This window comes from Actinorhabdospora filicis (genome assembly GCF_030269765.1).
Taxonomy (GTDB): domain Bacteria; phylum Actinomycetota; class Actinomycetes; order Mycobacteriales; family Micromonosporaceae; genus Actinorhabdospora; species Actinorhabdospora filicis.
Window position 1 is genome coordinate 2,534,826 of sequence record NZ_BSTX01000001.1, and the last position, 22,457, is coordinate 2,557,282.

Here is a 22,457-nt window from a genome sequence, read left to right on the forward strand (position 1 = left end):
AGGGTGGGCGGCCCGTGCGGCGCTCAGCCGGAACGCGGCCCATCCCCGCGCACCCCCGGGGCGCGCCGCCCGGCGCGGCAGCCGGTCGTCCCGGTGGGCCTCATCCGTCCGCATCGGCGGGAACGCGCGGGCCCCTTCACCGGTTCCGCCCCGTGACCCGCCAGGCCAGCCACTCGACCAGCGCGTCCTCGTACTCCCGCGCGGGCGGGCCGTCCGGATCGGTGGCGGGCTTGTGGTCGCAGCCCTCCAGCCGCACGACCTCGGGGGAATGCACCGCGGCGTTGTTCCACACGTTCAGGCTGTGCTCGATCGGGACCCACGCGTCGGACTCGCCGTAGAAGGCCAGCACCGGGCACCGCACGCCCGCGAAGGCCGGTTCGGGGTCGTAGTCGAGGTCGGTCCACAGGCCGGTGGCCTGGAGGTCGGCGGGCAGCTCCGAGTGGTACCCGGTGAGTCCCCACCACGGCCGCTCGGCGAAGGGCGCGACGGCCGCGTTGTAGGCGGCGGCGTCGGACTCGCCGCGCAAGAACGCGTACAGGGCGTCCTGGACGGTGGTCAGCTCACCCAGCGCGGACGCGTGCCCGGCGGCGCGCAACTGCTCGGCGAGGCCGTAGCGCATCTGCTCGCCGGGGCTGACCCCGCACGCCGAGACGGTGATGACGAAGGCGACCCACTCCGGCGCGGTCGCCGCGGCCAGCGGCGCGACCCACGCGCCTTGGCTGTAGCCCCACAGGCCGATCGGGACGTCACCGGTGTATTCGCGGAGGGCCTCGACGGCGGCGATGGCGTCGGCGGCCTGGTCGGCGAACGGGACGTCGGAGGCGGACGGGCGCCGGTCATAGCGCAGTACCGCGATGCCGTGCTGGGGGAGGACCTCGGCGAGGTGGCGGTAGAGCCAGTGGTCGCGCTCGGGGTTCGAGGCGCCGTGCAGGGGGATGAGGCCTGCGCGGACGGGGCCTTCGGGGAGCGTGAGGGTGGCGGGGAGTCCTTGGACGGTGAGCTCCATGGGGAGGATGATGTCATGGTGATGTCACTGACGTCAAGAGTGGGGTCATTTAATCGTCGCGGTGATGTCGCGGACGAATTCTGGATGGCGTACTGGATTTGGTTTCGGCCTCGGAGTCCGATTCGGCGGGATCGAGGAGGTTGATCGCGGTGCCGGTGGGGGCGGGGTCGCCGTGGCTCATCTCTTCGAACCCGGGATCGAATGGGGCCGGGGGCTGCGGATCGCGCGCGGCGTCGACCTTGCCGCTCAGTCTGCGCACCGCCGACTTGTCCCCGGCGGCTCCCGCAAGGTCGATCAGCAGCCCGGCCCACTTGCCGATGGCCCGCATGTACTCGATGGACATCTCACGATCGAGGTAGGGCTTCGCCTTCGCGTTCAGCACTGCCGCGACCTCCGGAAATTGCGCCAGCCACGGCGGCTTGGCCCAGCCCTTGGGTACCGTCCCGTGGGTTCCGGATGCCACGACCCTCCGACCATAGGTCGCACCGATGGTCTCGTTCACCGCCTCGAAGACCCACTGGCAGGCGGCGCAGGCCTTCTTCACGCCGCCCACGTGGGTGACCTCTACGGGTGTGCGGGCGCCCCCTTCCCCGGACTCGAATTCGGCTCGCCACCGCTTCAGCAGCTCACCGAGCACGACCATCTCCCCGTGCACGTCGCCGCTCTCGCGGGCCGGGTTGGAGATGAGCCTCGGGTGCCCGGCACCGGTGGCGAGGAGGTGCATGTCCCGCCTCTTCCAGTGGTAACCGCCGCGCGCCAGGGCCCACAGCTTCTCGCGGTCGCGGTCGGCACGCCGGTTCAGCGCATACCGCACTTGTTTGCCGCGCTCCTTCTTATCCGGCCGCTCGTCCTGGAGCAGCGGCATCGCGTCGCGATCGATGTTGGCGTCGCCGAGCCGGTCGTCACGCCCGGCGAGTCGGCCCGTCAGCCGCTTGAGGACCTTCGGCCGCAGCCGGCTCACCCCGGAGTTGCCCGCGAAGAGCAGCTCGTAGCCACCTTTTCGCGGGACGATCGCGGTCGCGTAGTGGGGCGACTTGGGCACGCCCGGCGTGCCCTTGATCGTCCGCGCGAACCGGTCCAGCATCCGCAGCTCCACCGGCCGGTCCTTCCCGCCTGCGCCCTCCTCACCCACCCGCTGCACCGCCCGGGCCACCGCCGCGTTGCCCGCCGTCCGCTGCAACCCGAGCAGTAACTCCGCAGGTCGGCGCCCTTCACCCACCCGGGTGGCGGCCTCGGCGGACACCGGCTCGGACTCGTACGCGCTCACTCGCCGCATGCTCACTCCCCGTGACGATCGAATCCCACTCTTGTACAGCCCTCACCCCTCCCGCACAAGACCCGCTAGCATTCCCTGTCACATCTCCCGTTCGACGTAGTGGTGAGAAGACAAAAACCACCACCAAGGAGCACCGACATGCGCTTTCTCATGACCACCGTCGCCCCCGTCCGCCGCGATGAGGCCCTCTTCATCGAGATGGGCAAGTTCGTCGAGGAGCTCACCGCCTCCGGCGTCCTCCTCTCCACCGGCGGCATGGAGCTCGGCGGCGTCACCCTCGTCTCCAAGGGCGGCGAGATCACCGTGACCGACGGCCCCTTCACCGAGGCCAAGGAACTCGCCGGCGGCTACGCCATCGTCGAGGTCCGCAGCCGCGACGAGGCCGTCGAGCTGTCCCGCCGCTTCTTCGGCATCATCGGCGACGGTGACGGCCGCATCCAGGAGCTCTACCAGCCCTGATGGCCACCATGGACGCCACCGGCCGCGCGATCGACGCGGTCTGGAAGCTGGAGTCCGCCAAGATCATCGCCGCGCTGACCCGGCTCGTCCGCGACGTCGGGCTCGCGGAGGAACTGGCGCAGGACGCCCTCGTCGCCGCTCTCGAACAGTGGCCGGCCGAGGGCGTCCCGGCCAACCCCGGCGCGTGGTTGATGACCACCGCCAAACGGCGGGCGGTCGACCGCATCCGCCGCGACAAGCGCCTCGAAGAACGGCAAGAGGACCTGGCGCGCTCCCTCGACCAGGCCGACGAGGTGCCCGACGACGTCCTGCGCCTCATGTTCGTCTCCTGCCACCCCGTGCTGCCGCCCGAGCAGCGGGCCGCGCTGACCCTGCGCCTGCTCGGGGGGCTCACCGCCGCCGAGGTCGCGCGCGCGTTCCTGGTCACCGAACCGGTCATGACGCAGCGCCTCGCCGACGCCAAGCGCACCCTCGCCGAGGCGGGGGTGGGCTTCGAGCTGCCGGCGGGGCCGGAGCTGGCCGCGCGGCTGGCGTCGGTCCTCGAAGTCGTCTACCTGATCTTCAATGAGGGCTACTCGGCCACCTCCGGGGACGACCTCATGCGCGCCGACCTCGCCCTCGAAGCGCTGCGGCTGGGCCGCGTCCTGGCCGAGCTGGCCCCCGACCACGCCGAGGTGCACGGGCTCGTCGCGCTCATGGAGATCCAGCAGTCGCGCGCAGGCGCCCGCACCGGCCCCGGCGGCGAACCGGTCCCCCTGCACGAACAGAACCGGGGACGCTGGGACCCGCTGCTGATCCGCCGCGGATTCGCCGCGATGCTGCGCGCCCGCGCCCTCGGGCAGCCGCCCGGGCCCTACGTCCTGCAGGCCGCGATCGCCGTCTCGCACGCGCAGGCGCCCTCGGCCGCCGAGACCGACTGGGTGCAGATCGCCGCGCTGTACGGACTGCTCGTGCGGCTCCTGCCGAGCCCCGTCGTCCGCCTCAACCGCGCCCTCGCCGTCGGCATGGCCCACGGAGCCGACGCCGGGCTCGCCCTCACCGACGACCTCACCACCGACCCCACCCTGCGCAACTACCACCCGCTCTCAGTGGTGCGCGGCGACCTCCTCGTACGGCTGGGACGCCACACCGAGGCGAGCGCGGAGTTCGAGCGCGCCGCCGCCCTCACCCGCAACTCCGCCGAACGCGAGTTCCTCCTCGCGCGCGCCGGTGAGGCCCCCGCGCCCGCCGCGGCCTCCCTCGGGCCCAGCGCCGACGCGTTCCTGGCGCGCGGGGACCTGAGCGCGGCGACCGTCCGCTCCTACGCGCAGACCCTGCGGCGCCTGTGCGTGGACCTGGGACGCGGCACGCTCATCGGGACGCTCTCGGCGCGGCGCGTGGCGCAGCTGTTCGGCGTGGCCTGGGGCGACGCGGCCGCCAAGACCTGGAACCGGCACGTGGCCGCCGCGCGCAGCTTCGCGTCCTGGACCGGCGTGTCCTTCGCCGACGGGCTCGAACGCCGCGACGAGGTGCGGGTCTCGGCGCGCGCGATCGCCGACCTGGACGCCGTCCTCGCCCTGGACGCCGCGCCGCGCGAGCGCGCGTTCTGGCGCGTGCTCGCCGAATCGGGCGCGAGCGCCACCACGGCCCTGTCGCTGGACGTGGGCGAGCTCGACGGCGACGGCGCGCGCGGGCTGCGCTGGAGCCCGGCGACGACCGCGCTGCTGCGCGCGCTGACCGGCTCGCGCACCGCCGGGCCGGTGTTCCTCACCGACCGCCGCCCGGGCCCGGGACGGATGCCCGGCCCGGCGGACCTGTGCCCGCACACCGGGCGCGCCCGGCTGTCCTACGAGCGGGCGGAGTACCTGTTCAAGACCGCCACGGGCGGCCGGTACACGCTGCATCTGCTGAGCCGGGCCGGGCGATGAGGGCCGCGCGGCTTCCCCTCCGGGCAGACCCTGCTTCCGCCCGCACAACCCGCGGGCGATCAAGGCGGCACTGTGCTTAGCTAACGGGCATGTCCGCCCACCTCGGCATCGACTTCGGCACCTCGCACACCGTCGCCGTGCTGCGCCGCGCGGACGGACGGGTCGAGGCGCTCACCTTCGACGGCTCCCCGTTAATGCCCTCGGCGGTGCACGCCGGGACGACCGTCAACGTCGGCCTCGACGCGCTGCACGCCGCCCGCTCCAACCCGGCGGCCGTCGAGCCGCACCCGAAACGGCGTGTGGACGACGGGACGGTCCTGCTCGGGGACCGCGAGTTCAGCGTCGCGCAACTGTTCGCGGCGGTGCTGACGCGCGTCCGGGAGCGCTGCGTCGAAGTAGGGCGCACGGTCCCGTCGTCGGTGACGATCACACACCCGGCCGCATGGGGGCCGACCCGTCGAGCGGTGCTGAGGGACGCCGCCTCGCGAGCGGGCCTGCCCGGCGCGCGGCTGCTGCCCGAACCGGTCGCGGCGGCCGCCTACTACACCGGTGAGCTGGGCGTGGACGTCCCCGACGGCTCGGCGGTCGCGGTGCACGACTTCGGCGGCGGGACCTTCGACGCCAGCGTCGTCCGCCGCGTGGGGGACGGCTTCGAAGTCCTGGCCGTGGACGGGCTCGCCGACCTCGGCGGCGTGGACCTCGACGAGGCGCTCATCCGGCACCTGCGCGCCACCGTCGGCGAGGCCGAGGCGTGGACGCGCCTGCTGGAGGGCGAGGACCTGGCCACCCGCCGCGCCCGCGCGGCCTTCCGCAACGACGTGCGCGCGGCCAAGGAGCGGCTGTCCCGGCAGACCGTCGCCGAGCTGTACATCCCCGTCGTGGACGTCGACGCGCACCTGACCCGCGAGGAGCTGGAGACGGTCGTCGCGCCCCTCCTGGAACGCGCGATGACCGTCACCCACGCCGTGCTCGCCGAGGCGGCCGTGCCGCCCGAGCGGCGCGCCGGGGTCTTCCTCGTCGGCGGCGGCAGCCGGATGCCCCTGGTGGCGACACTGCTGCACCGGGTCCTCGGGGCGGCGCCGACGCTGACCGATGACGTGGAGCAGGTGGTGGCCAGGGGCGCGATCCTCGACGAGGACGTGAAACGGAGCCGGAATCGGAATCCGCTTCCGGCGGGGGCGCCGATGGTCGACGGCGAGGGGGAGCGGAACCGGAATCCGCTTCCGCAAGCAGGGCCGGTGCCGCATTCGGCACCACCGGCACCCGCCGCTCCCGGCACGACACCGCCCGGCGTCCCCGTGCAGCCCACCGGACCCGCGTACCCGCAGGCCGCCGCCAGCCCCGGCCACCCTGCCGCCCCTCCTGCCGGGCGGATCGCCGCCACCGCCCCGGTCTACTCCCCGCCCCACCCCGGTGCTCCCATCTCGGGCGGCCCGATCTCCGGAGGCCCAGTCTCAGCAGGCCCGATCTCCGGCGCGCCGATCTCGGGCGGCCCCACCTCGCCCCCGCCGTTTCCGGGCCATCCCGCCCCGATGGGCGACCGGCGTCCCCTGGCGCTGCGGGCGGCCCTGCCGATCCTGCTGACGCAGCTGGCGTGCGTGATCATCTCCGGCTTCGGCCTGAACGAGGACCTCGACCACATCGACGAGTGGCCCGACGTCGTCGCCATCATCATCGGCATGGTCTCGCTGACGGCGGTGATCGCGGGCATCTCGACGCGGCTGCGGGCGATGCGTCCGGTGGCCGTCTACGGGCAGATCGGGATGGCCCTGTTCTTCACCTACTCGGGATCCGCCGCCACCGAATGGATCCACTACGGCAGCGACGAGCAGATCACCGTCACCACGGTCCCGCTCGCGGTGGCGATCCTGCTCGCGCTGGTGAACGTCGTCCTGCTGACCGCCCCGGCCACGGCGCGGTGGTACCGGCACGGCGTCCCGGGGGAGACGCCGCGCCGGTGGCCTTACTGGGCGGTGGTGTTCGCGGCCGGTGTCATCGCGGTGCTGCTGGTGCAGACGCTCTACGGCCTGTGAGGGCGGGCGGCCCGGGCAATGGGCCGCCCGCCGGAGCGGGTTAGTAGCCCGCGGGGGTGAGGGCGGTGACCTTGGTCCACTGGTCGGTGATGCCCCTACCGGACTTGCCCCAGCCGAGCCGGGTGTCGACCGACGCGGCGCGGCCGTTCAGCAGCAGCTCGTAGGACTTCCACGCGAAGTCCTTGTTGTAGCACCACACATTGCCGGTACCGGAGCAGCTCGACCTGGCGTCCGAACCGGAGCTGGCGTCGGCCAGCGCGGAGGCGTCGTCGCTCATCGCGTCGGCCATGTCGAAGGTGATGCTCTGCCAGTACTCGCCGGTGTTCTCCCGGTGCCAGGTGACCTTGCAGTTGCGGATCTTGGCGTGCAGGTCGTCGTCGCCGTTGATCTGGATCCAGCCGTCGTTCGGGGTTCCGCCGCCGCCATTGGCGTCGCAGTACTTCCAGGTGGTGGCCGCCGAGGCCGCCGTGGGTACGGCGGCGATGACGAACATGGCGGCCACGGCCGCCAGGAACAGGCCCGCGATCTTCTTCACGTGGTACTCCCACTTGTCTCGTAACCGGTTGGGCGTGACACCGAGTGGACAATGGGAGCCCTTGCCTCGCAACGATTGCGTGGAGAAGTCAATGATCAGCTTCCGTTTGGGCGCCGCCGACGTCGGCGCCATCACCGTCGCGGCCACTCCCGTCACCGAGGTCTCCACGAGCCTGATCGTGCACCGCTTCCCGCACCGCCACCCCGAGCACGGCGGCTTCCTCACCGCCACGGGCCCGGCCTTCGCGCGGCTGGCCGATCCGGTGCTGTCCGCGCTGGTCACCGACCGGTGGCGGCTGCCCGACTTCCTCTTCCCGCGCCCGGCGGGCCGCGAGGAGACCTTCGCCGAGGGCCTGGACCGCCTGCGCGGCGGTGATCCGGAGATCGTGGCGCGCGACATCGAACTCGCCTACCTGAGCGCGCCGGTCCCGGCCGTGCTGCGCGGCACCCCGGAGCGGGTCCTGGCGCGCGTGGCCGATTCCCTGGCCGCGTACTGGGACGCCTGCCTCGCTCCACATTGGACGGCGATGCGCGCGGCCCTGGACGCCGACGCCGCCCACCGCGGCGGCCTGGCCGTCACGCGCGGGCTCCAGGCGATGGTCGAGTCGCTGTTCCCGACGCTGCGCTGGACGCCGGGCGCGATCTTCATCGACGACTTCGGGCAGACCGACTGGGCGGTCACCGTCGCCGGTCGGGAGCTGCGGCTGGTCCCGTCCCTGTTCCTCCAGCGCGCCACCACCCACAGCGACCTGAACCATCCGCCGGTCATCTACTACCCGGCGCGCGGCCGGGGATCGGTGTGGCTGCCGCGATCCCGGGTCCCGGACGCCGTGGAGCAGCTCGTCGGCCCGACCCGGGCGGCGCTGCTGGCGCGGCTCGGCATCCCCGCCACGACAACCGAACTGGCGCGCGAGACCGACCGGACCGCCCCGATGATCAACCGCCACCTGACCGCCCTGCACCGGGCCGGGCTGCTGGAACGCGTCCAGAAAGGACGGTCGGTGTACTACTCGCGCAGCTCCATCGCCGATCAGCTGATCGGGGACTTAGGGGCACGCGGAAAGGGCGGCCTCCCCCGTCGGAAGGCCGCCCCCGGTACGGGAACTAGAAGCCGGCGGGCGCCGGCGAGATCACCGTGGCCCACTTCGAGCGCAGGGCGATCGGGCCGGAGGACGCGGGTCCCCACGCCACCGAGAACATGATCTGGTTCGAGGGCGACCGGCCGCTCAGCGAGATCTGGTAGTGGCTCCAGCCGTCACCGTCGGCGCAGTACCCCTTGCCGTTCGTGGTGCACCTGCCGGGCGCCTGGACGAACCACTCGGCGAGGGCGATGGCCGAGTAGCCGTCCTTGTACTCGTCGGCCAGGTCGAAGTCGACCATCTGCCCATAGGAGTCGTTGTCGAGGTCGTGGTACCAGGTGATGGTGCAGTTGCGGACCTTGCCGAGGATGTGGCCGGCCGAGTCCCGCACGTCGATCCAGCCGTTGCCGCCGGGACCGTCGCACAGGGTCTTGGCCGTCTGCACCGGAATCGCGTACGCGGTGCCGGGCAGGAACAGCGCCGTCAGCACCGCCATGGCGGCCAGAATCCCCGCGATCTTCTTCATGTGTCACTCCACTTCGTCTCACGACCGGCTGGGCATGCCCGGAGTGGACAATGTGGAGCCCCGGGGCCGCAACGATTGCCCGGAGAGGTCAATGGCCGGAGGCCTCACAACCCGTCGCGGAACCCGATCGCCGCGTGCGAGCCGTCGCAGAACGGCTTGTTCGCCGAAGCACCGCACCGGCACAGCGTCACCCGGTTGCGGACCTCGTACTCCCCGCCGTCGGCCGCCTCGACCGTCACCCCGCCCCGCACCCAGTACGGCCCGCTCACATCCTGCGCGGGATCCTCCACCACGCCGATCGACTTCTCCAGCCGCGGCTCGTAGGGCTCGCGCTCGGCGAGGTTCCACGCCACCAGGCGGCCCGAGGGGCAGTTCCCGGCCTCGCGGACCACGTCATCGCCGTGCCCGGGACGCTCCACCAGGTTCCACACCTGCCCGTCGGCGTCGCAGAAGCGCGCGAACGCGCACAGCGGCTCGGCGTCGGTGAGGGTGACCTCCGGCCCGTCCTGCTCACCGGCCTGCGACAGGTACGGCTCGCGGGACGCCGTCTCCGTCCCGTCGAAACCCACCCGCTCGTGCGAGCCGTCGCAGAACGGCTTCGAACCCGACCGCCCGCACCGGCACAGCTCGTAGACGTCCCCGTGGTCGAAGCCGGGCCCCTCGCGCCACTCCACCGACTGCCCCTGCGCATCCACGCCGATCGTCTGCCGCGACAGCGGGACGCCGCCCGTGACGCGGTACGGCCCGTCCCCGGTGACCTTGATCCTCATCGCCCGACCATAACCACCCATTTGCGCGGCACGTGGGGTTTCAGGCGCACCGGACCCGGGTACCCGTCGGCATGGACGTAGTCACCGCCATCACCCGCGACCACCGCCTCATCGAATCCCTCATCGACGACCTCGCCGAGGGCGGCCGGCCCTGGCTGCTCACCGAACTCAAGGCGCGCATCGCCGCCCACGCCGCCGGTGAGGACCACGTGTACGGAACCGCATACCACGGCGCACACGAACGCGACGAGACCGTCGAGACGATCGCCGCCGCCGAACGCGCCGAGGGCACCGAGCGCTACGCCGAGGCCCTCGCCGAATGCGCCGCCACCCTCCGCGAGCATGTCGACGAAGAGGAGCGCGACGTGCTCCCCCGCCTCGCCAAGGCCGTCCCCGAGGAACGCCTGGAGGACCTCGGCCGCGCCTTCGAGGACGGCCGCGCGGCGGAACTGCGCAGGTCGGGCGTGGAGCCCGGCTGAGATCGCCGTCCCGTGCCCGCCTCCTCGCACCCGGTAGGCTCGCGTCTTATGAGCGAGCTCCAGGCCCCGCGCGCGGCGAAGCGCCCGTCCCCACGCACGCACCACGGCGACACCGTCGACGACCCGTACGCCTGGCTGCGCGACGGCGACGACCCCGAGGTCCTGGCCTTCCTCAAGGCGAACAACGCCTACACCGAGCAGCGCACCGGGCACCTCGGCGAACTCCGCGACACCATCTTCGGCGAGATCAAGTCCCGCACCAAGGAGACCGACCTGACGGTCCCCTCCCGCAAGGGCGAGTGGTGGTACTACACCCGCACCGAGGAGGGCAAGCAGTACGGCATCCACTGCCGCCTCGCCGCCGACGGCGACACCCCGCCCGACCTGGGCGAGGGCGGCCCGCTGCCCGGCGAGCAGGTGCTGCTGGACGAGAACGAGCTCGCCGAGGGACACGAGTTCTTCTCACTCGGCGCGTTCACCACCACCCCCGACGGGCACCTGCTGGCCTACTCCATCGACCTCACCGGCGCCGAGCGCTTCACCCTGCGCGTGAAGGACCTGCGCACCGGCGAGCACCTCGCCGACGAGATCCCCGACGTGTTCTACGGCGCCGCCTGGGCCGGGTCCTCGCTCTTCTACACCATCGTGGACGAGTCGTGGCGCCCCCACCAGGTGTTCCGCCACGAACTCGGCGGCGCCGAGGACACCCTGGTCTACCAGGAGGACGACGAGCGCTTCTGGGTCGGCGTCGACCTGTCCCGCAGCGAGAAGTACCTGTTCATCGAGGCGCACAGCAAGATCACCAGCGAGATCCGCTACCTGGCCGCCGAGGACCCCACCGGCGAGTTCGCGATCCTGGGCGCCGGCCGCCGCCACGGCATCGAGGTCAGCGTCGACCACCAGGGCGACCGCTTCCTCCTGCTGCACAATGACGGCGCGGAGAACTTCACCCTCGGCTGGACGCCGGTCACCGACACGAACCAGTTCCACACCATCCTGGAGCACCGGGCCGACACCCGCATCCTGGACGCCGAGGCCTTCGCCTCGCACGTCGTGGTGTCCTACCGCCGCGACGGGCTGACCGGCCTGGCCGTCCTCGACTTCGACGGCACCACCTACGGCGAGCCCGTCGAACTGGCCTTCCACGAGCCGATCTACACCGTCTACACCGGCAGCAACCCCTCCTACGAGACCCGGCAGGTGCGGCTGACCTACGCGTCGCTGACCACCCCGGACTCGGTGTACGACTACGACCTCGCCTCCCGCGAACTGCTGCTGCGCAAGCGCAAGCAGGTCCTCGGCGGCTTCGCCCCCGCCGACTACGAGCAGCGCCGCGAGTGGGCCGTGGCCGAGGACGGCACCCGCGTGCCGATCTCGCTCATGTACCGCAAGGGCCTCGAACCCGACGGGACCGCGCCCTGCCTGATCTACGGGTACGGGTCCTACGAGACGTCCATCGACCCCTACTTCGCCGTCCCGCGCCTGTCGCTGGTCGACCGGGGCATGGTCTTCGCCATCGCCCACATCCGCGGCGGCGGCGAGATGGGCCGCCACTGGTACGACGACGGCAAGATGCTGCACAAGCGGAACACGTTCACCGACTTCGTGGCCTGCGCCGAGCACCTCGTCAAAGCCGGCTGGTCGGCCCCCGACAAGCTCGTCGCGCGCGGCGGCAGCGCCGGCGGCCTGCTCATGGGCGCGGTCGCCAACCTCGCCCCGCACCGCTTCGCGGGCGTGGTCGCCGACGTGCCCTTCGTGGACGCGCTCAACACCATCCTCGACCCCTCCCTGCCCCTCACCGTCATCGAATGGGAGGAGTGGGGCAACCCCCTCGAAAACGCCGACGTGTACCAGTACATGAAGTCGTACTCGCCGTACGAGAACGTCACGGCCGTCGACTACCCGGCGATCCTGGCCGTCACCAGCCTCCACGACACGCGCGTCCTGTTCCACGAGCCCGCCAAGTGGATCGCGCGCCTGCGCGAAGTCGCCACCGGCGGCCCGTTCCTGCTCAAGACCGAAATGGAAGCCGGGCACGGCGGCCGCAGCGGCCGCTACGACTCCTGGAAAGAACAGGCCTTCGCGCTCGCCTGGATCCTCGACACCGCCGGAGCCACCGGCTGAGACCCACCCGCACGACATGAGGGCCCGGCTCAGGCCGGGCCCTCTTTCCATGGCAGGTGACGCCGAAGGTGCGCGGGACGGGCCCCTCACGAGGCCGAAGCGGCGGGCGACGCGTAAAGCTACGCCCGCGTCCACGTGGTGAACGTGAAATACGGCAGGTCCCCGGTGAAGCCCAGGTAGACCACCCTCGCCAGCCGCCCGCCGTCGGTGGTGACCAGGCAGTGCACCGAGCGCACGTGCGGCTCGGCGGTCGACAGGGACCACTCGGAACGCGTGTCCTTCGCCGCGATCGCCGCGCACGCCGCCGCGGTCTCGGCGTTCTTCTCACCCGCCTCGCCCGCCTTCAGGCCCGCCGCCGGGCGCGCGTGGACGTCCCCCGGGCAGCCGGTGACGACGTAATCGGCGGCATCGGGCAGCACCGACGGGTCGCCCACCACGCCCGAGTCGTACTCGGCCTGGAAGACCTTGTCGAAGTCCAGCCACAGCGTCGGGCACTCCGCGCTCACCAGCATCCCCACGCCCTCCTGGGTCAGCTCCTCCGCCCACGCCACCGGCGGGGCGGGAGTGGGCTCCGGGGACGGCGTCGAGGCGACCGTGTCGGCGCCCGCGCCCGCCTGCTCCTTCAGCAGGTTGTTCGCCACCGGGACCGCGGCCACGATCAGACTCGCCGCCGCGATCCACAACCCGAGCACGGTGTAGCGGCGGACCTTGCGGTTGTGGTGGGGGTCCTGATCGGGCGCGAAGGGCGGGTGGGCACTCATTTCGAAAGGGTAGGGCGGAGGCCACGCTCCGGCACGGCGTGACCAGCGGTTCTGTCCTTGATCCGACACGACACGCCGTCGTCGCCAGTGGACTGTCCGCCACTCCGCGTCTACCCCCCGTCCGACCCAGTGACCATCCGCTGAATCGTCGGCCGCGGTCACCGGAACCTTTAACATGTTGTAAAACCCCCGCATGAGGGTCGCGTTCCGGCCGCGAATCGGGTAAGCAGGGTCAATGCAGGTACGCGATTTCGATCCGTCCACCGCTGACTCGACCGCCTTCGGCGACTGGCTCACCGTCCTGAACGAGATGACGGCCGAGGACATGCCGGACGAGCCCCGCTGGTGCGACGACCGGATCGCCGACTACCTGTCGGTCACCATGCCCGGCGAATCGCGCATCGCCTGGACGGCCTACGACGACGAGATCGGCGTCGCCGGGCACGCCAACCTGCTGCTGTTCGGCGGCGACTTCGCCCACACCGGCGTCTTCGAGATCTTCGTCCGCCCCGCCGCCCGCGGCCGCGGCACCGGACGCGCACTGCTCACCGAGCTGGCCAAGCACGCCGCCGCCGACGGGCGCGAGACCATCAGCACCGAGGTCATCGCCACGACCCCCGCCGTCGGGTTCTACGAGCGCCTCGGCTTCGCCCGGGCGGTGGTCGAGCAGCGCTCGCTGCTGGCGCTGTCCAGTGTGGACTGGTCCCGGATCGCGCAGCAGGCCAAGCAGGTCTCGGCGCCCTACCGCCTCGAATACCACCGCGGCGGGCTGCCCGAGGAGCTGCACGAGCGCTACGCCACCACCAAGGCGAACCTGCGCACCGCCGGGCCGCAGCAGGCCGGGGAGTGGCGGGGCAGCTCCGACGCCGTCCGCCTGCGCGACAGCCTCGCCACGCTCAAGGGCCGCGGCATGCGCACCCACATGGTCGTCGCCGTCCACGAGAAGACCGAGCAGGTCGCCGGGCTCACCGAGCTGGTCGTGGCCGCGCAGCGGCCCACGCGTGGCGACCAGTACGACACCGTCGTCGCCCCCGCCCACCGCAGCTACGGGCTGGCGCTGGCGATGAAGGCGCGGATGCTGACCGAGCTGCGCTCGGCCGAGCCGCAGCTGCGCGACGTCCAGACCTGGACCGCGCTGGAGAACTCGCCCCTCGAACACGTCAACGCGCAGCTCGGCTTCGACCCCGACGTGCAATGGTTCGAGTACGAGGCGGCCGTTCCGGCGCTGCTGGACGGGCTGCGCTGAAGGTACCGCACGTTTGTCGAGATCACGACACGTCGGCGAAGATCACCGCGCGACCGCCCCGGAACCGCTACGGTGCAGGCATCCCGCATAAAGCACCATGATATTCACACAATTAAATAGACCGGACAAATAGGCGACCAAGGGGGAATAATGGCCGCCGTTTCGCCCATTCCACGAAGCTGCCCGAATCACGGACCGCCGTCGGGGCCTCCCGCGCACCGGGAGGAGCCATGAGCGTCATGTCCTATGTGGCCGCCGCCGCGACGCGAGGCTTTCGCGGCCTGCTGCCGCCCCGCTCGGAGTTCACCGAGCTGGTTCGCGACCACCCGAAACGCAATCTGACCGCCGGTGTCACCGTCGCGATCATCGCGCTGCCACTGGCCCTGGGCTACGGCGTGGCGTCCGGACTCGGCGCCGCCGCCGGACTCACCACCGCGATCGTCGCCGGAGCCGTCGCCGCCTTCTTCGGCGGCTCGAACCTCCAGGTGTCCGGCCCGACCGGGGCCATGACGGCGGTGCTGGCGCCGATGGTCGCCGCCTACGGCATCGGCGGCGTGTTCACCGCCGCCATGCTGGCCGGGCTGATGCTCGTCCTGGTCGCCACCACCGGCATCGCCCGGTACGTGCGGCTCATCCCGGCGCCGGTGGTCGAGGGATTCACCGCCGGGATCGCCGGGATCATCTTCTTCCAGCAGATCCCGATCCTGCTCGGCCAGTCGGCCGATCCGACCCAGAAGGTCACCGTCGGGGCCTGGCACTCCGCACTGTCCTTCGTGGACACACCACGGTGGACGCCGGTGCTCATCGCCGTCTCGGTCGCCGCGGTCACCCTCATCGGCGCGCACCGCTGGCCGAAGATCCCGTTCTCACTGCTGAGCATCATCGCCGCGACCGTCATCGTCGGCGTGTTCGGGCTGAACACCGCCGAGATCGGCGCGCTGCCCGCGATGCCGCCGACACCATCGGCGTCGTTCCTGGAGTGGTCGGCGATCCCGACGCTCGGCGGGGCCGCCGTCACCATCGCCGTCATCTGCGCGCTGGAGAGCCTGCTCTCGGCCACCGTGGCCGATCGCATGCGCGGCAAGGGATCCCGCCACGACCCCAACCGCGAACTGTTCGGGCAGGGGCTGGCGAACCTGGTCGCGCCGTTGTTCGGCGGAATGCCGGCCTCGGCGGCCATCTCCCGGACGGCGGTCAACGTCCGCGCCGGGGCCACCTCGCGCCTGTCGGCGCTCACCCACGCGGTCGGCCTCGGCGTCCTCGCCATCGCCGCCGCGCCACTGGTGGCGCACATCCCGCTGGCCGCGCTGGCCGGTGTCCTGATCGCCACCGCGATCCGGATGCTGGAGCTGGGCGTCCTGCGGACCTTCGGCAAGGTCAGCCGCGCCGACGGCGTGGTCATGCTGCTCACCGCCGTACTGACCCTCGTCCACGACCTGCTCGCCGCCATCGCCATCGGCGTGGCGGTCGCCGGGATCTCGGCCATCCGCCAGATCGCGGCCGCGACCCGCGCCGAACGCGTCGGGCACGAGGGCGACATCGCCACCTTCCGCCTGGACGGGCCGCTGTTCTTCGCGGTGACCCACCGGCTCCTGCACACCTTCGACGAGCCCCCGCCATCGGGCGCGGTCGTGTTCAGGTGCGCCAAGGTGTCCACGATCGACTCCTCGGGGGCCCTGCTCCTGCGGGACGTGATCGAGGCGCTGGAGTCGGCCGGCAAACACGTCCACCTCGCCGGGGTCCGCGAGGACCACCACCGCGCGCTGACCGCGGTGGGGGTGCTGCCGCGGCTGGCCGAGACCGGGCGGGTGCACCCGCACACCCCGGCGGCGATGGCGGCGGCCCGGCGGCAGCTGGGACTGGCGGCCTTAGCGCCGGCCTTCCGGCCCGGTACCGCTGTTGTACGCGGCCGGGAGACCGGCGTGACGCGGGACGGCCCCGCGACGATGTGCACGGGCGCCGTCCCCACCGGCCGGGGGCGGCGCCTTTCCGCGCCGGGAACGGGCGGGCGCCCGCGAATGGCCGCAGACCCCTTGGCGCGAAAGGCGTTCGCGAGTTGACCGGCCGGGCCGCGGCGGCGCCGAACATCGCCGTCCGGCGATTTCGCCGCGCCTTCGGCCGTCCGGACTTTTCCGCGCCGCGGGAATACCGCGATCGTCAAACGGATGAATCTCACTCGGATCGCCTGCCCTGAAACGGTTTCAGGTCGGGCACCGGCGGTTGACAAATGCCGACCCACGCGCATATAGCGCGTTATCGAAGGCTCAATTCGCGGTGAAATCGTTTCACGCCGGCGCATCCGGCCTCGGCCGGGGCGTCCGGGACCGAAGCCCCACCCCCGGTACCCGCCCCAACCGGGTTCCGGGGGTGGCGTGGCGCGCTGGAACCGGCTCGCGCCACAGGTTCGCGTCGCTCCTCACAAGCGACCTCGAACCGCGTCGGCAGTCGGTCCGGATCGGCGTCCCACGGGAGGTCGTCGATCCGGACCGCCCGAACCCGGTTTCGGCGACCGTTGGTCAGCGACGGGACGAGGCAGCGCGCCCACCAAGCGCACTTCTCGGCACGAGCGGCGGGGATCGCCGGGCGCTAGGGCCGGCCGGGGTTGACACGATGTTCGCCACCAGCCACACCGTGTTTCCCGACGTCACGTGAATTCTTCCCGTGACGGATCCACCGTCACCGAACGGCGACCTCCGTTCGGTGTTCACCCGTTCGTGCTACTTGTGCCTCGCTGTCCAGTCCCGTCGGTGCCGAATGGGTTCGGAATGGCTAGTTTGTAACTTCGGGCGATTGACCGCCACCGACACGTGACGATCCGAACGGGCTCCGAACGGAGTTCGAACAATCCTCTCGAGGACGCGATGGCCGACTCTTTGGAAGGCCGGTCCTCAGGAAGGGGAGCGAGGCATGGGAAGGCCGCAACGACCAATCGACGAGGGTGGTGGACCCGTCGCCGAGTTCGCCTCCTCGCTGCGCCGGCTGCGCGAGCGCACCGGCGGACGGTCGTACCGGGAACTGTCCAAACTGGCCAACTGCGCACCGTCCACACTGTCCGACGCGACCGCCGGGCGGCGGCTGCCGAGCTGGCCGGTGGTGGCCGGGTTCCTGCGCGCCTGCGAGGTCAGCGACGAGGGACCGTGGCGTGAGCGCTGGCAGGCCGCCGCCGACGGGACGCGGCCGCCGACGCGCGCCGGGCACGTCCCGGACGACCCGGCGACGTTCGTGGGACGCGGCGCCGACCTCGACGTGGTCCTCAAGCGGCTCGACCGCTCCCGGCTGGTGACCATCACCGGGCCGGGCGGGGCGGGCAAGACGCGGCTGGCGCAGCGGGCGGCGCACGCCGCCGCGCTCGACCACGCCGACGGCGCGCGGTGGGTGGAGCTGTCCGACGTCACCGACGCCTCGCTGATACCGCGGGCGATCCTGTCCACCCTGGACATACCGCCGGAACCGGCCCGCCCGCCGCGCGAGCAGCTGATGGACGCGCTGGCCAAGCGGTATTTACTGATCATCCTGGACAACTGCGAGCATCTCGCCGTCGAGTGCGCCAAGCTCGTCCGCGACATCCTCACGTCCACCACCACCGTCTCGATCCTGGCCACCAGCCGCCGCGCGCTGGCGCTGCCCGAGGAGCACCTGTGCCCCATCGGGCCGCTGCCGATGAGCCAGGCCGTGGCGTTGCTGATCGAGCGGGCGCGCGCGGTCCTGCCCGGCTTCTCCCCCACCGAGGCCGATCTGGAGATCGCCGAGCTGCTCTGCCACCGTCTCGACGGGCTGCCGCTGGCCATCGAGTTCGCCGCCCGCAGGCTGCGGACGTTCACGCTGGCGCAGCTGTGCGAGTTCCTGGACGCCCCGTCGAGCCTGCTGCGCGACGACTCCGGCGTCCGGCACCGGCGGCAGGCCTCGGTGCGCGCGACCCTGGAATGGAGCCACGACCTGTGCTCGCCCGAGGCGCAGCGGCTGTGGCGGGACCTGTCGGTCTACCTCGGCGGCGCGCCGCTGGCCGCCGTCCAGTCCACCGCCGGGCCCGAGGCGCTGGGCGCGGTCTCCGAGCTGGTCGACCAGTCGGTCCTGGTCAGCGCCGGACGGCGGCTGCGGATGCTGGAGTCGGTGCGCGAGTACGGCCTGTGGCGGCTGTCGTCCTCGGGGAAGCTGCGCTGCGCGCGCGACCGGCACCTGGGCTGGTGCCTGGACTACGCCGAGAACGCCGACGCCGCCTGGTACGGGCCGGGTCAGCTGGAGGTCCTCAACCGCATCCGCGAGGAGATGCCGAACCTGCGCGCGGCCATGGACCATGGCCTGTCCTCCGGCGGGGACGCGGCGGTGCGCGGCCTGCGCATCGCGGTGTCGCTGTGGTGGTACTGGCTGGCCTCCGGACTCATCGACGAGGGCCGCGACTGGCTGGAGCGGTCGCTGAAGGTGTGCGGGGACGCCCCCGAGAGCGTCGACGCGCTCTGGGCGTGCGGGTACGTCTCGGTGCTGCTCGGCGAGATCGGCCGCACCCGCGAGCTCTGCGACGAGGCCGCCGCCTCGGGCGCGCCGAAGGCGCTGGCCTGGTCGGCGCTGATCCGCGGCCTCACCGAGCTGGTCTCGGGGACGCTGGAGCAGGCCGTGGAGCTCACCGCCGACGCCCTGTCGCGCTTCCGCGCGCTCGGCGACGCCCAGGGCGTCCAGCACGCGCTGTCGCAGTTGGGCATCACCCGGGCGATGGGCGGCGACCAGGCCGCGGCGGTGTCCAGCGTCGAGGAGGGCCGCCGGATAGCCGCCGCGCACGGCGAGCGCTGGCACCGCGCGTACCTGCTGTGGACGCAGGGCTGGCTGCGGGTGATGGGCGACGATCCGCGGACGGCGCTGCCGCTGCTGCGGGAGTCGCTGCGGATACAGGAGGATTTCGCAGACCGGCGCGCCATCGCGGCGAACCTGGAGGCCCTGGGCTGGGTGGCCGCCGCCGTGGGCGACGACCACCGGGCGGCGATCCTGCTGGGCCGGGCGCACTGGCACTGGTCGGACGTGGAGGCCCGGCTGTTCGGTTTCGCGGTGCTGACCGCCCACGCCGAGCGGCATGACGCCGCCCTGCGCGAGCGGATGCCGGCGGGGGAGTTCGAGGAGGCCTACCGGCGCGGGTCCATGTTGTCCACGGTGGACACCTGGGCGGTGGTGGACGGCTTCTAGCTAGCCGACCCCGGTGAGCTCGGCGGACAGCGTCCACAGCCGCCGGGCCTGCTCGGGGTCGAGGGCGTAGTCGTGCCCGTTCTCGGAGACGTCGCAGTCCTCCAGGTACAGCCCGCCCAGGCCGTCCAGCCGCGGGGACGTGGCCGCCCAGGTCTGGGTGGCCGCGCCCTGCTCGGGGGTCTTGAAGTCGGGGACGGCCCGGCCGGACTCGTCGACCCAGCCGCGCTCGTCGAGTTCCTCGCGGGTCATGTGCCGCTGGAGGTTGGTCATGATCGGCCCGGGATGCAGGCTGAAGGCGCGGACGCCCTCGTCGCGGCCGCGCCGGTCGAGCTCGACGGCGAAGAGGATGTTGGCCGTCTTGGCCTGCCCGTAGGCGAGCCAGCGGTCGTAGCCGGTGGTGAACTGGATGTCGTCCCAGCGGATGCCCGACAGCCGGTGCCCGGCGGAGGACACCGCGACCACGCGCGCGCCGCCGTCGGCGAGCACCGGCCACAGCATGTTGGTGAGGGTGTAGTGGCCGAGGTGGTTGGTGGCGAACTGGGCCTCCCAGCCGGGTCCGACGCGGGTCTCGGGGCTGGCCATGATGCCGGCGTTGTTGATGAGGATGTCGACGGGCCGGTCGAGGTGGCGTCCGGCGAAGGCACGGACGCTGTCCAGGTCCCCGAGGTCGAGCGTGTCGACCTCGGCGAGCCCGGCGAGGGCCTCGGCGGCCGCCTCGGGGCGGCGGGCGGGCACGAGGACCTCGGCACCGGCCTTGGTGAGGGCCTTGACGGTCTCCAGGCCGAGGCCGGAGTAGCCGCCGGTGACGATCGCGTACTTACCGGACAGGTCGATGCCGGACAGGACGTCGTCGGCGGTGGTGCGGTATCCGAAGCCCGAGTCGATTCTCTTCTGCGTCATACCCGCGACCGTACGACCTAGAGTGGACTCTAGGTCAAGCCGACCACGCCGGGCGTTTGGGATCGTCGGCGCGGATGACCACATCGGCGGCGTCGTGCGGAGCGTACTCCTCGCGGTAGCGGCGGAACGCGTCCAGCTGCCAGTGCTCGGCCTCGGGCGTCCGGCGCAGGAAGGCCGCGTCGGACAGCTGCACGTGGACGGTCAGGTCGAACGGGAACCAGTGCTTCAGCAGCGCCGGGCCGTGCACGATGACGATCGTGCCGGGTTCCAGCGCGACGTAGGGCGAGCGCGTGGCGCGGTTGGTGACGGGGTCGAGCAGGTCGGGCAGGACCTCGCCGGAGCCGGTCTTGAGCAGCGGGTTGAAGACCTCGCGGAACAGCGCGGCGTCGTCGGTCCACAGGTCGAGGTAGGCGTCCGGGTCGCGTTTGCCGTATTCGAAGCGGATGGACGCCGAGCGCAGGAACCCGCGGGTGGGGACGATGAAGGCCGCGTGGCCCAGGGGGCGCAGTTCGGCGGCGATGGCGGCGGCCAGCTCGCCGGGCGCGGCGGCGTCCGGGGAGTCGATGCCGAGGCTGAGGTAGGCGGCGTCGTCGGCGAGGGGATGGTCGACGAGGCGCGCGGCGAGGCCGGCGGCGACGCGGGGCCAGGTGGTGGGGCGCACTGGGGGATTGTGCCTCAACGCGGGCGGGTATTCGCCGGGCATGGACGAGCTGATCGATCTCGAAGAACGCGGCTGGCGCGCGCTGGCCACCGAGGGGGCCGCCGAGCGCTTCTACCATGAGGTCCTCGACGACGAGCCGCTCATGCTGCTGCCGGGCGGGCTACGGATCGCCGACCGGGAGGAGATGGTGCGGCTGATGAGCAGGACGCCGTGGGAGGCGTACCGGCTGTCGGAGCCGACGGTGACCCGGCCGTCGAACGACGTCGGGGTGGTGGATTACGTCGCGCACGCCGTCCGTGAGGGCGGCGCGTACGCGGCTCTGGTGAGCAGCCACTACGTCCGGCGCGGGGATGGGTGGCGGCTCTACTTCCACCAGCAGACACCGCGCTGAGCGCCCGGGACGTGCCAGACTCTCCCCCATGGACGAGTTCACCCTGGACGAGGCTCGCGCGCTGATGCCGGAGCTGCGGGAGCGGGCGGCGATCATCGTCCGGTTGCGGGCGGACCTGGCGGAGCTGTCGCACGCGCTGCGGGTGGGGCGCTCGGGTGGCGGGGGCGTGGCCGAGGCGAAGGCCCTGGAGGCGCACCTGGAGGAGGCCCTGTCGTGGTTCGGGGCGCGCGGCATCGAGGTGAAGGGGATCGCGCCGCTGCTGCTGGACTTCCCGGCGCGGCTGGACGGGGAGAGCGTCCGGCTGTGCTGGCTGGAGGGCGACGTGCAGCTGGCCTGGTATCACCGCACCGATCTGGGTTTCCCGGGTCGCCGGCCGCTGCCGAACTGATGGACTTCACCTACGGCCCGCAGGGCGTCACGAACGCGCCCGATCCTCCGGCGCGGATGCGGGCGCTGCGGTTCGAGACGGTCCTGGACGTGCCCTTCAAGGCCGCCCGGGAAGCGTTGTTCGCGTGGGGCGCGCACCGGGCGCTGCGGCACAAGGTCACCGGGCCGGTGGCGGTCGGGGCCGAGATCACGCAGTACTTCGGGCCGTTCCGGGCGCCGTGCCGGGTGGTGTGGGTGAAGAACGGCCCGCGGGCGGCGGGTTTCGCCTACGGGACCCTGGAGGGGCATCCGGAGATCGGTGAGGAGTCCTTCTTCGTGCGCGAGACCCCGGACGGCTGCACGCGCTTCTCGATCAACGCGTACAGCCGCCCGGGCCGGTGGTACGTGCGGTGGGGCTCGCCGGTGGCGCGCTTCGTCCAGAAGCGGATCACGCGGAAGTACGCGCGGAGCCTGCTGGCGGCGGCCCGGGAGCTCTAGACCTCGGTGAGCTTCTCGAAGAAGAACTCGTGCTTGAGGAACGAGGTCCGGTACTCGTCACCGGGGTGCGGCGGGATCAGCTGGGACGCCTGGAACAGCCGCCACCCGTCCAGCAGCGCGGCCACGCCCGTCTCGTAGGGCGGCTCGTCGCCGTCACCGGCGGCGGGTTTCGTGCGGCCGGTGCCGTCGTAGCGGGACCAGGCGATGACCTCGGCGTCCAGCGCGGACGTGGCCAGGTACAGGACCAGGACCTCTTGGCGAATCACCAT

Annotated in this window: 21 protein-coding genes; 12 read left to right on the top strand and 9 right to left on the bottom strand. The window is 72.1% G+C overall.

The window, feature by feature from the left end:
* Positions 1-136: 136 nt before the first annotated feature.
* Together QSK10_RS11905 and QSK10_RS11910 are read right to left on the bottom strand one after the other, a co-directional pair.
* On the bottom strand, positions 137-1,006 hold the full coding sequence (locus QSK10_RS11905; RefSeq protein ID WP_285662716.1) for an alpha/beta hydrolase family protein: 870 nt from the start codon (positions 1,004-1,006) through the stop codon (positions 137-139).
* 49 nt (positions 1,007-1,055) lie between these two features.
* Entirely contained in the window at positions 1,056-2,249 is a 1,194-nt protein-coding gene (locus QSK10_RS11910) for a hypothetical protein (protein WP_285662717.1), read from the bottom strand.
* A gap of 171 nt (positions 2,250-2,420) precedes the next feature.
* Here QSK10_RS11910 and QSK10_RS11915 point away from each other — a divergent pair, with 171 nt between their 5' ends.
* The 3 genes from QSK10_RS11915 (at position 2,421) to QSK10_RS11925 (ending at position 6,681) form a co-directional block, all read left to right on the top strand.
* On the top strand, positions 2,421-2,741 hold the full coding sequence (locus QSK10_RS11915; RefSeq protein WP_285662718.1) for a YciI family protein: 321 nt from the start codon (positions 2,421-2,423) through the stop codon (positions 2,739-2,741).
* Positions 2,741-4,648 carry an RNA polymerase sigma factor gene (locus QSK10_RS34190; RefSeq protein ID WP_349497682.1) on the top strand — a complete coding sequence of 636 codons (1,908 nt, stop codon included), beginning with the start codon at positions 2,741-2,743 and terminating at the stop codon, positions 4,646-4,648. Before QSK10_RS11915 ends, QSK10_RS34190 begins: the two co-directional genes overlap by 1 nt.
* Positions 4,649-4,737: 89 nt before the next feature.
* Entirely contained in the window at positions 4,738-6,681 is a 1,944-nt protein-coding gene (locus QSK10_RS11925) for an Hsp70 family protein (protein ID WP_285662719.1), read from the top strand.
* 40 nt (positions 6,682-6,721) lie between these two features.
* Here the strand turns inward: QSK10_RS11925 and QSK10_RS11930 are convergent, their stop codons facing one another.
* Positions 6,722-7,216: a hypothetical protein gene (locus QSK10_RS11930; RefSeq protein ID WP_285662720.1), complete on the bottom strand. Its 495-nt coding sequence runs from the start codon at positions 7,214-7,216 to the stop codon at positions 6,722-6,724.
* Positions 7,217-7,307: 91 nt separating this feature from the next.
* Between QSK10_RS11930 and QSK10_RS11935 the strand changes: the two genes are divergently transcribed.
* The gene (locus QSK10_RS11935) at positions 7,308-8,417 is read left to right on the top strand and encodes an ArsR/SmtB family transcription factor (protein ID WP_285662721.1); all 1,110 of its coding nucleotides are present in this window, start codon (positions 7,308-7,310) and stop codon (positions 8,415-8,417) included.
* Here the strand turns inward: QSK10_RS11935 and QSK10_RS11940 are convergent.
* Positions 8,320-8,820 carry a hypothetical protein gene (locus QSK10_RS11940; RefSeq protein ID WP_285662722.1) on the bottom strand — a complete coding sequence of 167 codons (501 nt, stop codon included), beginning with the start codon at positions 8,818-8,820 and terminating at the stop codon, positions 8,320-8,322. The two genes, QSK10_RS11935 and QSK10_RS11940, sit on opposite strands and share 98 nt — an antisense overlap.
* Positions 8,821-8,924: 104 nt before the next feature.
* Positions 8,925-9,590, bottom strand: a complete 666-nt coding sequence (locus tag QSK10_RS11945) for a CDGSH iron-sulfur domain-containing protein (RefSeq protein ID WP_285662723.1) — start codon at positions 9,588-9,590, stop codon at positions 8,925-8,927.
* A 71-nt stretch (positions 9,591-9,661) separates the two neighbouring features.
* Here QSK10_RS11945 and QSK10_RS11950 point away from each other — a divergent pair, with 71 nt between their 5' ends.
* Entirely contained in the window at positions 9,662-10,069 is a 408-nt protein-coding gene (locus QSK10_RS11950) for a hypothetical protein (RefSeq protein WP_285662724.1), read from the top strand.
* 48 nt (positions 10,070-10,117) lie between these two features.
* On the top strand, positions 10,118-12,193 hold the full coding sequence (locus QSK10_RS11955) for a S9 family peptidase (protein WP_285662725.1): 2,076 nt from the start codon (positions 10,118-10,120) through the stop codon (positions 12,191-12,193).
* Between the two features lie 119 nt (positions 12,194-12,312).
* Here the strand turns inward: QSK10_RS11955 and QSK10_RS11960 are convergent, their stop codons facing one another.
* Positions 12,313-12,954 carry a hypothetical protein gene (locus QSK10_RS11960; RefSeq protein ID WP_285662726.1) on the bottom strand — a complete coding sequence of 214 codons (642 nt, stop codon included), beginning with the start codon at positions 12,952-12,954 and terminating at the stop codon, positions 12,313-12,315.
* Between the two features lie 235 nt (positions 12,955-13,189).
* Between QSK10_RS11960 and QSK10_RS11965 the strand changes: the two genes are divergently transcribed.
* The 3 genes from QSK10_RS11965 to QSK10_RS11975 all read left to right on the top strand — a co-directional run bounded on the left by QSK10_RS11965 (position 13,190) and on the right by QSK10_RS11975 (position 19,372).
* On the top strand, positions 13,190-14,200 hold the full coding sequence (locus QSK10_RS11965; RefSeq protein ID WP_285662727.1) for a GNAT family N-acetyltransferase: 1,011 nt from the start codon (positions 13,190-13,192) through the stop codon (positions 14,198-14,200).
* Between the two features lie 230 nt (positions 14,201-14,430).
* On the top strand, positions 14,431-16,260 hold the full coding sequence (locus QSK10_RS11970; protein WP_285662728.1) for a SulP family inorganic anion transporter: 1,830 nt from the start codon (positions 14,431-14,433) through the stop codon (positions 16,258-16,260).
* 847 nt (positions 16,261-17,107) lie between these two features.
* Positions 17,108-19,372: a helix-turn-helix domain-containing protein gene (locus QSK10_RS11975; protein ID WP_285662729.1), complete on the top strand. Its 2,265-nt coding sequence runs from the start codon at positions 17,108-17,110 to the stop codon at positions 19,370-19,372.
* Here the strand turns inward: QSK10_RS11975 and QSK10_RS11980 are convergent, their stop codons facing one another.
* On the bottom strand, positions 19,373-20,272 hold the full coding sequence (locus QSK10_RS11980) for an SDR family NAD(P)-dependent oxidoreductase (RefSeq protein WP_285662730.1): 900 nt from the start codon (positions 20,270-20,272) through the stop codon (positions 19,373-19,375).
* A 34-nt stretch (positions 20,273-20,306) separates the two neighbouring features.
* Entirely contained in the window at positions 20,307-20,933 is a 627-nt protein-coding gene (locus tag QSK10_RS11985; protein ID WP_285662731.1) for a nucleoside/nucleotide kinase family protein, read from the bottom strand.
* Between the two features lie 40 nt (positions 20,934-20,973).
* Between QSK10_RS11985 and QSK10_RS11990 the strand changes: the two genes are divergently transcribed.
* From QSK10_RS11990 to QSK10_RS12000, 3 genes are read left to right on the top strand one after another with little or no spacing between them, the layout of a single operon-like run.
* Positions 20,974-21,324: a nuclear transport factor 2 family protein gene (locus QSK10_RS11990; RefSeq protein WP_285662732.1), complete on the top strand. Its 351-nt coding sequence runs from the start codon at positions 20,974-20,976 to the stop codon at positions 21,322-21,324.
* Between the two features lie 28 nt (positions 21,325-21,352).
* Entirely contained in the window at positions 21,353-21,712 is a 360-nt protein-coding gene (locus QSK10_RS11995; RefSeq protein WP_285662733.1) for a DUF2203 domain-containing protein, read from the top strand.
* Entirely contained in the window at positions 21,712-22,188 is a 477-nt protein-coding gene (locus QSK10_RS12000; RefSeq protein ID WP_285662734.1) for a DUF1990 domain-containing protein, read from the top strand. The genes QSK10_RS11995 and QSK10_RS12000 overlap by 1 nt, the downstream gene beginning before the upstream one ends.
* On the opposite strand, the gene QSK10_RS12005 is transcribed toward QSK10_RS12000, so the two are convergent.
* The gene (locus QSK10_RS12005) at positions 22,185-22,457 is read right to left on the bottom strand and encodes a hypothetical protein (protein WP_285662735.1); all 273 of its coding nucleotides are present in this window, start codon (positions 22,455-22,457) and stop codon (positions 22,185-22,187) included. The two genes, QSK10_RS12000 and QSK10_RS12005, sit on opposite strands and share 4 nt — an antisense overlap.

Excerpts from the sequence above, each read along its gene's own strand:
- QSK10_RS11975 (WP_285662729.1), top strand. The coding sequence starts at position 17,108 with ATGGGAAGGCCGCAACGACCAATCGACGAGGGTGGTGGACCCGTCGCC.
- QSK10_RS11995 (WP_285662733.1), top strand. The coding sequence starts at position 21,353 with ATGGACGAGTTCACCCTGGACGAGGCTCGCGCGCTGATGCCGGAGCTG.
- QSK10_RS11950 (WP_285662724.1), top strand. The coding sequence starts at position 9,662 with ATGGACGTAGTCACCGCCATCACCCGCGACCACCGCCTCATCGAATCC.
- QSK10_RS11915 (WP_285662718.1), top strand. The coding sequence starts at position 2,421 with ATGCGCTTTCTCATGACCACCGTCGCCCCCGTCCGCCGCGATGAGGCC.
- QSK10_RS11945 (WP_285662723.1), bottom strand. The coding sequence starts at position 9,590 with ATGAGGATCAAGGTCACCGGGGACGGGCCGTACCGCGTCACGGGCGGC.
- QSK10_RS11970 (WP_285662728.1), top strand. The coding sequence starts at position 14,431 with ATGAGCGTCATGTCCTATGTGGCCGCCGCCGCGACGCGAGGCTTTCGC.
- QSK10_RS11925 (WP_285662719.1), top strand. The coding sequence starts at position 4,738 with ATGTCCGCCCACCTCGGCATCGACTTCGGCACCTCGCACACCGTCGCC.
- QSK10_RS34190 (WP_349497682.1), top strand. The coding sequence starts at position 2,741 with ATGGCCACCATGGACGCCACCGGCCGCGCGATCGACGCGGTCTGGAAG.
- QSK10_RS11955 (WP_285662725.1), top strand. The coding sequence starts at position 10,118 with ATGAGCGAGCTCCAGGCCCCGCGCGCGGCGAAGCGCCCGTCCCCACGC.
- QSK10_RS11965 (WP_285662727.1), top strand. The coding sequence starts at position 13,190 with ATGCAGGTACGCGATTTCGATCCGTCCACCGCTGACTCGACCGCCTTC.
- QSK10_RS11960 (WP_285662726.1), bottom strand. The coding sequence starts at position 12,954 with ATGAGTGCCCACCCGCCCTTCGCGCCCGATCAGGACCCCCACCACAAC.
- QSK10_RS12005 (WP_285662735.1), bottom strand. The coding sequence starts at position 22,457 with ATGGTGATTCGCCAAGAGGTCCTGGTCCTGTACCTGGCCACGTCCGCG.
- QSK10_RS11980 (WP_285662730.1), bottom strand. The coding sequence starts at position 20,272 with ATGACGCAGAAGAGAATCGACTCGGGCTTCGGATACCGCACCACCGCC.
- QSK10_RS12000 (WP_285662734.1), top strand. The coding sequence starts at position 21,712 with ATGGACTTCACCTACGGCCCGCAGGGCGTCACGAACGCGCCCGATCCT.
- QSK10_RS11935 (WP_285662721.1), top strand. The coding sequence starts at position 7,308 with ATGATCAGCTTCCGTTTGGGCGCCGCCGACGTCGGCGCCATCACCGTC.
- QSK10_RS11990 (WP_285662732.1), top strand. The coding sequence starts at position 20,974 with ATGGACGAGCTGATCGATCTCGAAGAACGCGGCTGGCGCGCGCTGGCC.
- QSK10_RS11905 (WP_285662716.1), bottom strand. The coding sequence starts at position 1,006 with ATGGAGCTCACCGTCCAAGGACTCCCCGCCACCCTCACGCTCCCCGAA.
- QSK10_RS11940 (WP_285662722.1), bottom strand. The coding sequence starts at position 8,820 with ATGAAGAAGATCGCGGGGATTCTGGCCGCCATGGCGGTGCTGACGGCG.